This window comes from Stenotrophomonas sp. SrG, assembly GCF_050031795.1.
Taxonomy (GTDB): Bacteria; Pseudomonadota; Gammaproteobacteria; order Xanthomonadales; family Xanthomonadaceae; genus Stenotrophomonas; species Stenotrophomonas rhizophila_A.
Map to the genome: position 1 here is coordinate 1 of NZ_JBNBBE010001586.1, position 232 is coordinate 232.

The following is a 232-nucleotide window of genomic DNA, read 5'->3' on the forward strand; positions in this document are numbered from 1 at the left end:
ACTACACACTTGCCCACCAGCAATCGCGAAGGCAGCAACGCCTGTTCCATCAACGCATGCCCGAACACGGCAGACCCGGCGATGTCGCCGCTGCGCCACTGCGCCGCGCCGTCGACGAACCCCGCGTGCCAGTCGTGGCGGCCCCATGCGTGCAGCAACGACGCGGCGCGCACCCGCACGCTCACGCCGGGGGGGTCGACCTGGGTCTACGCGACCTGCGCGTGGACTACAC

Annotated in this window: 1 pseudogene; it reads right to left on the reverse strand. The window is 70.3% G+C overall.

The annotated features are described in order from the left end of the window. A pseudogene (locus ACQG3P_RS24715) lies at positions 1 to 206 on the reverse strand (DUF3025 domain-containing protein); the annotation flags it as partial. Between the last annotated feature and the right edge of the window lie 26 nt (positions 207 to 232).